The following is a 384-nucleotide window of genomic DNA, read 5'->3' on the forward strand; positions in this document are numbered from 1 at the left end:
GGGGCATCGAGTAGAACTCTGTCGAAGGTATTCTCAAACCTTCCGAAGTATGCACCATCGCGCGTCGTCACGCGGGTGTTCAAGACACCCATCCTGTTGAGGTTCGCTATGAGTATATTTGCCCTGTCTATCTTGGGGTCATTGGCTATTATGCAACCCTCGTTTTCCATGTACTGTGCTATCTGCCCGGTTTTGGAGCCCGGCGCGGCGGCCATGTCGAGAACGAGCTCTCCAGGCTTTGGGTCAAGAACAACTGGCGGAATCATTGAGCTGGCTTCTTGCCCGAAGACCAGACCCAGACTGTGCTCCGGAACTCTGGCGAGGTTATCTACGTTGATAAAGAAGCCCTCCCTGACCCATGGGATCGGCTCGAGCTTGTAATCC

General features: G+C 54.2%; 1 pseudogene. It reads right to left on the reverse strand.

The annotated features are described in order from the left end of the window. Positions 1-384, reverse strand: a pseudogene (locus E3E29_RS11575) (tRNA methyltransferase); the annotation flags it as partial.

The sequence above is a fragment of the Thermococcus sp. Bubb.Bath genome (assembly GCF_012027595.1).
GTDB lineage: Archaea > Methanobacteriota_B > Thermococci > Thermococcales > Thermococcaceae > Thermococcus.